Below are 7,213 nucleotides of genomic sequence, written 5' to 3'. Positions count from 1 at the left end.
ACGCTACCGTCTAGGAAACTGGGGTCTATTCAGTCGAGTTGACCCTATTTGCGTAGCCATGCCATGACGGTGTGGCTACCTTGAATACCGTCGCGGTCTTGCGCCTGACGATAGGTCATTTCACCTTTTCGACAACGGCCAATTTAAAGGAGAGAGGATAATCACGTTGCGTGCGTTTAACATATTGGTTCATCACATTTTCCTCAGTACACGAGTTAAATGTGTCAACGCTATTTAGGACGGGTCTCTCTCAATAAAAAAGCCATCAAATTTGATGGCTTTTTACTGTTAATGAGGTTGAAATTACTTAGATTGTTGTGCTTTCAGTAAATCACGAATCTCTGCTAGCAGTTTTTCTTCTGTTGTTGGTGCTGGCGGCGCTGCCGACTCTTCTGCTTTCTCACGACGCATTCTATTCATTAGCTTAACTGCGGAAAATATAGCCAGTGCCACAATGACAAAATCGAAAATGCTTTGAATAAATATGCCGTAATTCATGACAACAGCAGGTATGGTCCCTTCGGCCGCTCGTAATACGAAATGGAATTGCTTAAAATCGACCCCACCCAGCAATAAACCTAATGGTGGCATGATGATATCGGCAACCAGTGAAGATACAATTCTACCGAATGCAGCCCCAATAATTACCCCAACAGCCAAGTCGACCACATTGCCACGCATGGCAAATTCACGAAACTCCTTCATAAAACTCATAACCAATACTCCATTTAAAAATGAATTACTTAATCTTAGCTAAATAAAACCTGACACGACTATAATTATAGGAAATTTTTCGCGATTCTACATGGGAATAGTTTTAATTTGTAAATGTGTTTAGAATCTTCGATCGTCATTGTTTACAAGAAGAATGGACTTGGTTGGAACAGTCGCTCCACATCGGGGACGAATTTTTTGTGAGTAATAAACATTATTACATGATCACCCTGCTTAATAATGGAATTACCGTTAGCAATGATAACTTCGTCACCACGCACAATTGCTCCGATGGTGGTACCAGGTGGTAGCTTGATATCTTCAACCATACGGCCAACAACTTTTGATGTGCTTTCATCGCCATGAGCAATTGCCTCTATTGCCTCGGCAACACCACGCCTCAAAGAGGAAACGCTGACAATATCTGCTTTACGCACATGGCCTAATAGTGCAGAAATAGTGGCTTGTTGCGGCGATATCACAATATCAATAACACTCCCCTGAACTAGATCTACATAAGCGCTACGTTGGATTAATACCATCGCTTTTTTCGCACCCATACGTTTCGCTAACATAGCCGACATAATATTAGCTTCATCATCGTTGGTTATAGCGATAAAAACATCGACTTGCTCAATATGTTCTTCTGCCAGTAGTTCTTGATCTGATGCGTCGCCATAAAAAACAATAGTATCATGCAACATTTCGGCTAATTCAGCAGCACGTTGCTGGTCACGTTCAATTAATTTTACGCTGTAATCTTTTTCTAATCTCAGGGCTAAACCAGCACCAACATTACCGCCACCAACAATCATAATGCGTTTATAAGGTTTTTCCAGCCGTTGTAACTCACTCATTACTGCGCGGATATGCTGGGAGGCGGCAACAAAGAAGACTTCATCACCCGCTTCAATGATTGTTGAGCCTTGCGGACGAATCGGCCGATCTTGACGGAATATTGCAGCAACTCGGGTATCAATATGCGGCATATGTTCACGCAAGGACGAAAGTGCATTCCCCACTAATGGCCCGCCATAATAGGCTTTAACTGCAGCAATACTGACTTTACCCTCAGCAAAATTAACGACCTGCAGAGCGCCCGGATATTCAATTAGCTTATAGATATAATCGATAACTAGCTGTTCTGGTGATATTAGATGGTCAATAGGTACTGCTTCCGGTTGAAATAACTTATCTGCTTCACGGATATATTCAGCTGAACGGATGCGAGCGATACGATTTGGTGTATTAAATAGTGAGTAAGCGATTTGGCAAGCAACCATATTGGTTTCATCAGAGTTAGTCACCGCAACCAACATATCTGCATCTTCTGCCCCTGCTTCCCTTAAGATTCGGGGGTGAGAACCATGTCCTTGTACCACGCGCAGATCAAATTTATCCTGCAGTTGGCGCAGACGACCAGAATCTACATCAACGACAGTAATATCGTTGTTCTCGCCCACCAAATTTTCCGCCAGGGTTCCGCCAACTTGCCCCGCCCCAAGAATGATTATTTTCATAGCGCTCTCTGTTTCACACTGAAATTAGATGTTGAGGCATAGCAAAAGCCACGATTATCTTTTGATTAACTTTGCATAAAAGAAACCATCGCCATCTTCAGGGTGTGGCAAGTTTTGTTTACCTGGTGTTGTCGGGGTACCCGTTCCAGCCAATTCTGCCTCAGAATGCCGTTGCAGAAATGCAGCAATCTGCTGCTGATTCTCTTCCGGCAATATAGAGCAGGTAGCATAGACCATTACGCCACCTTTTTTCAGTCTAGGCCAGATAGCCTCAATGATCTCAGATTGTAATTGGGCTAGCTCGGCAATATCACTGTTTCGACGTAACCATTTGATGTCAGGATGGCGGCGAATAACACCTGTTGCAGAACAAGGGGCATCTAATAGAATGCGATCAAATTGCTGATCGCCACACCATGCTTCTGGGGTTCTGCCATCGCCGACTCGTACAACTGCATGTAATTGCAGACGTTGTAAATTCTCGTTAACCCGACTGAGCCGTTGTTCATCAATATCAACAGCTAATACATGAGCTTTTGGCGCAGCTTCCAGGATATGTGTTGTTTTACCTCCTGGTGCGGCGCATAGATCAAGGATCTGCTCACCATTCTGTGGATCAAGTAGATCAACACAACCTTGAGCAGAAGCATCTTGTATGGTTACCCAGCCAAGCTCAAAACCTGGCAACTGATTGACCGGACAAGGGGTCATTAGGCGCAATGCATCAGAGTAAAAGGCATGAGGCTCTGCATCAATACCTGCTTGTTTCAAGAGGTCTAGATATTCGCTACGGGTATGATGGAGGCGGCTCACACGTAACCACATTGGTGGTTTTTGGTTATTTGCATCCAGAATTTGCTGCCATTGATCTGGGTAAGCCTGCTTAATACGTGCCAATAACCAGCTTGGATGCAGGTAGTGGCTATCATTATTTGCAGCGCGCTCTAATAATTCTACTTGTTGGCGCTGGAATTGGCGTAGCACACCGTTGATCAACCCTTTGAGTTGCGGGCGTTTCAGCACAGTGGCCCCTTCAACGGTTTCTGCCAGGGCAGCATGAGGAGGGATGCGTGTATATATCAACTGATACAGTCCGACCATAATCAGATAGTGAAAAATACGCTGTTTACCCGTCATCGGACGCGCCATCAACTGCTGGATACACCATTCTAGTTGTGGCAGAACACGCAACGTGCCGAAACACAACTCCTGCAGCAATGCGCGATCTTTATCGGAAATACTTTTCTGTAGCCCAGGCAACACGGTACTGAGCGATTGCCCCTGATCCAATACCTGGCTAATTGCTTTAGCAGCGATGCTGCGGAGATTATATGTGTTTTTCATAACCAAAAAAGCCGACAAACGTCAGCAAGTAAAGGGAAAGGGCCCAATGATGAAGTATCGGGCGATGAAATTTATATCTGTCATCTTTCAAGTTGCATAGGTGTCACTCGAATCACTTACTTGTGTAAGCTCATCGGGATGCTTTTGTTTGCCGCCTTCCTACACCATGAAATTTATGGGGTATATGGTTTAAATAGATCTATTATGTTAGCTGGCTACCGGGTGTGAACCATTCGCGACGTGAATTTAATAAGTCCGCAGCGGACATCGCTTTTTTGCCGGCAGGTTGCAGTTGCGTGATATTCAAAACGCCATCTGCTGTTGCTACTTGGATCCCATGTTTATCTGCATGGATGATGGTTCCGGGCTTTGTATTATCTACTACAGAGAGTACCTGCGCCTGCCAGACCTTGATGGGTTGTTCATCAACGACAAAATAGCTAACGGGCCAAGGATTAAAAGCACGAATACAACGTTCTAATTGAGCTGCGGAAAGTGACCAATCTAATTTAGCCTCTTCTTTGCTTAGTTTTTCTGCATAAGTAACTTGCGTTTCATCTTGTACTTCAGGCTGTGCACTGCCTTCGGCTAACTGTTGCAGTGTTACCAATAAGCCCTGAGGGCCAAGCTGGGCCAGCTTATCGTACAGTGTTGCACTGGTATCTTCCGGCTGAATGTCACACTCAATTTTATGGAGCATATCACCGGTATCTAGCCCGACATCCATCTGCATGATAGTTACCCCAGTTTTTGCGTCACCAGCCCATACTGAACGCTGGATTGGTGCAGCACCGCGCCAGCGCGGTAATAGGGAACCATGGACATTAATGCAGCCTAATCGCGGCATTGCTAGTACAGGTGCGGGCAGTATCAAACCATAAGCGACCACCACCATGATATCAGCGTTAAGATCGGCAACTAAATGCTGGTTTTCCTCCGGCCGCAATGATTTTGGTTGAAAAACAGGGATACCTTGCTGTTCCGCCAATACCTTAACTGGGCTTGGAGTGAGTTTATTGCCGCGACCTGCCGGACGGTCTGGTTGAGTAAAAACACCAACAATCTGATGTTGGGAAGATAACAACGCGCCTAAATGGCGCGCTGCAAAGTCAGGAGTTCCGGCAAAAATAATCCGCAAAGAGTCAGACACATTGGTTTCCTGCAATTAATTGGTTTCCTGAATTAGAATGGGTTAGTCGGCACGGGCGTTCAACTTCGCCATTTTCTCCAGTTTTTGGCGGATACGCTGACGTTTCAGCGGTGACAAATAGTCCACAAACAGCTTACCGACCAAGTGATCCATTTCATGCTGGATACAAATCGCTAATAAATCATCAGCTTCCAGTTCGAACGTTTTGCCGTCACGATCCAGCGCTCTGATTTTTACCTTTTCAGCTCGAGGAATCAATGCACGTTGCTCAGGAATTGACAAACAACCCTCTTCAATGCCGGTTTCACCGCTTTTCTCCAATAGCTCTGGATTAATCAGCACCAAACGTTGGTCACGGTTTTCCGAGACATCAATGACGATAATTTGTAGGTGAACATCCACTTGTGTTGCGGCAAGGCCAATACCTTCCTCTGCGTACATCGTTTCGAACATGTCGTCGACAATACGCTGGATTTCACCATTGACTTCTTTAACCGGCGCAGCAATTTTGCGCAGCCGCTCATCTGGGTAATGTAATACTTGTAATACTGACATAAATATCTAGATCTGCGTCCGAGTAGTGAATGATATTCAATCTCTATTCTAGACATTTCTGGCTCTGATTGACAGCATCGTCTACCAATTGAACAAATCGGTATCAGTATAGGAAGCAGGCCAGGGAGGCGATATGTTAGCAGCAGAATTATGGCTCAGGATGAGTAAAGTTAGGGGTTTTGGCGTAGTGAAAAGCAGTGCCTTGGTCAGGCGGTTGCTTGCCAGTGGTGATATTCATCCTGGAAGGTTGGCAGCCTATGGGTTGGATCTACAACAATGCCAACAATTTTATCAGGCAGACCCCCACTATATTGAGGCTACATTAGCCTGGTTGGATCACTCATCTCATTACTTATTGGCTTATGGTGAGCCAGGTTACCCACCCCGTTTAACCCATATTTCGGCAGCCCCTTTGGTACTTTTTGTTTCCGGCGAGCTGGATGTTCTTTACCGCCCACAGGTCGCCATGGTTGGGAGCCGTAATTTTAGCCATTATGGAGAGCAATGGGGCCGTCATTTTGCTTCAGAACTGGCTCAAACTGGGCTCGTTATCACCAGCGGCTTGGCAATGGGGATCGATGGGATTTGTCATCAGGCGGCGTTGAGTGCAAGAGGAAAGACTATTGCGGTACTAGGCAGCGGGTTAGAGAACATATATCCACGTCGGCATCGTCATTTGGCCAAAGAGATCGAGCACCAAGGCGGGGCTTTAGTCTCTGAGTTTTTGACGACAGCATTACCGATTGCCGCCCATTTCCCCAGAAGAAACCGTATTATCAGTGGATTAAGCTCTGCTGTATTGGTCGTTGAAGCCACACTGAAAAGTGGTTCTTTGATTACTGCCCGTTATGCTATAGAACAGGGGAGAGATGTTTTTGCTTTACCGGGGCCATTAGGGAGTGAAACCAGCGAAGGTGTGCACTGGCTGATTCAGCAAGGAGCCTATCTGGTGAGGTCCGCACAAGAGGTAGCCGAGCAAGTCGGAGGCTCACTTCAATGGATATCATTGCCTGAGAAAGTAATTATTTCTTCATTAGAGAAGCAAGTTGAATTGCCATTTGCTGACGTGTTGGCTAACGTAGGTGATGAGGTGACACCCCTTGATGTCAGTAATATGTATATATCTCATTGAATATTAAATATAAATAAATATTAGTGACCACATATTGACCACGGCTAGTAAATCAGCCCCGCTTGCGGGGCTTTGTTTTGCCTGATGATCTGCGCGTAAAGTTAGCAAACGGTGTTTTACCTGGTGGCCGTTTTGGCCTGGTTCGTGCGAATGCTGCCAGAGATCGAAGCCAGTTTCTCGCCAATTTTTACAGTATCGAAATTTTTCCTCAACTCTGCTCAATCCCTTGCGGCGTCTGGCTTGCCGCGCAATTCTATTTATTACCCTGAACGCTTTCCATTTTGTATTTGATCGGACGTAAAATGTAAAAACTGTTTAAAATCATATATTTAATTTTCATAGATCATATCGAGATCGTTCTGATTACTGTAATTAACTGAAATATATATCACTCGTTACAGTTTGCGATCCATGTGAGATCTTTAGCACTGGCGCGGCCTGGCGTGGGTGTTTGTAGAGTTACCAAACTGAAATAATTCCCCCAAATATTTTGTGCAGGCGTGGTGGGCGTGTGCGTTTTACCTCCCGTTTCTTTTACGTGGCTGGATTTACCTCGCATGTTTCACTGGCGGGTTATGGTGCGATTATCGCGCTCGAATGTGAATCCTGAGGTGTGCTGAGTGGTGCGGGCCGTGGTGAGGCTTCCAGCGCGTTACCTGTGATATGCGTCAGCCTTGCGGTGCGGGCAATGTGAAATGTTTCAGTAATTTTAACGGGGATATTACGTAAGTTTGTTACGGCTTGGGGTATTCGAGGTGCTGAAGCATAGACAGTAGCGTCTATGCTCGATGCGGATTA

General features: G+C 45.5%; 5 protein-coding genes and 2 pseudogenes. 1 reads left to right on the top strand and 6 read right to left on the bottom strand.

Features of this window, described 5'->3' with window-relative positions; all coding sequences use genetic code 11:
* Positions 1 to 47: 47 nt before the first annotated feature.
* From AEP37_RS26270 to def, 6 genes and pseudogenes are all read right to left on the bottom strand, one after another.
* Positions 48 to 193 (bottom strand): annotated as a pseudogene (locus tag AEP37_RS26270) (IS3 family transposase); the annotation flags it as partial.
* A 110-nt stretch (positions 194 to 303) separates the two neighbouring features.
* Entirely contained in the window at positions 304 to 714 is a 411-nt protein-coding gene (gene mscL, locus AEP37_RS20785) for a large-conductance mechanosensitive channel protein MscL (protein WP_049615135.1), read from the bottom strand.
* 143 nt (positions 715 to 857) lie between these two features.
* Entirely contained in the window at positions 858 to 2,234 is a 1,377-nt protein-coding gene (gene trkA / locus AEP37_RS20780) for a Trk system potassium transporter TrkA (RefSeq protein WP_049615134.1), read from the bottom strand.
* 54 nt (positions 2,235 to 2,288) lie between these two features.
* On the bottom strand, positions 2,289 to 3,578 hold the full coding sequence (gene rsmB / locus AEP37_RS20775) for a 16S rRNA (cytosine(967)-C(5))-methyltransferase RsmB (RefSeq protein WP_049615133.1): 1,290 nt from the start codon (positions 3,576 to 3,578) through the stop codon (positions 2,289 to 2,291).
* A gap of 202 nt (positions 3,579 to 3,780) precedes the next feature.
* Positions 3,781 to 4,728, bottom strand: coding sequence for a methionyl-tRNA formyltransferase (gene fmt, locus AEP37_RS20770; protein WP_049615140.1), 948 nt, complete (start codon positions 4,726 to 4,728; stop codon positions 3,781 to 3,783).
* Between the two features lie 42 nt (positions 4,729 to 4,770).
* The gene (gene def, locus AEP37_RS20765; RefSeq protein WP_049615132.1) at positions 4,771 to 5,283 is read right to left on the bottom strand and encodes a peptide deformylase; all 513 of its coding nucleotides are present in this window, start codon (positions 5,281 to 5,283) and stop codon (positions 4,771 to 4,773) included.
* Between the two features lie 133 nt (positions 5,284 to 5,416).
* On the opposite strand from def, the pseudogene dprA reads away from it, so the two are divergent.
* Positions 5,417 to 6,391: pseudogene (gene dprA / locus AEP37_RS20760) on the top strand (DNA-protecting protein DprA); the annotation flags it as partial.
* Positions 6,392 to 7,213 lie beyond the last annotated feature (822 nt).

Origin of the sequence: Yersinia pekkanenii, from assembly GCF_001152565.1 — a bacterium.
GTDB classification, from domain to species: Bacteria; Pseudomonadota; Gammaproteobacteria; order Enterobacterales; family Enterobacteriaceae; genus Yersinia; species Yersinia pekkanenii.
This window is presented reverse-complemented; position numbering and strand designations above follow the sequence as displayed.

Coding starts and splice junctions, on each gene's coding strand:
- mscL (WP_049615135.1), bottom strand. CDS start 714: ATGAGTTTTATGAAGGAGTTTCGTGAATTTGCCATGCGTGGCAATGTG.
- trkA (WP_049615134.1), bottom strand. CDS start 2,234: ATGAAAATAATCATTCTTGGGGCGGGGCAAGTTGGCGGAACCCTGGCG.
- rsmB (WP_049615133.1), bottom strand. CDS start 3,578: ATGAAAAACACATATAATCTCCGCAGCATCGCTGCTAAAGCAATTAGC.
- def (WP_049615132.1), bottom strand. CDS start 5,283: ATGTCAGTATTACAAGTATTACATTACCCAGATGAGCGGCTGCGCAAA.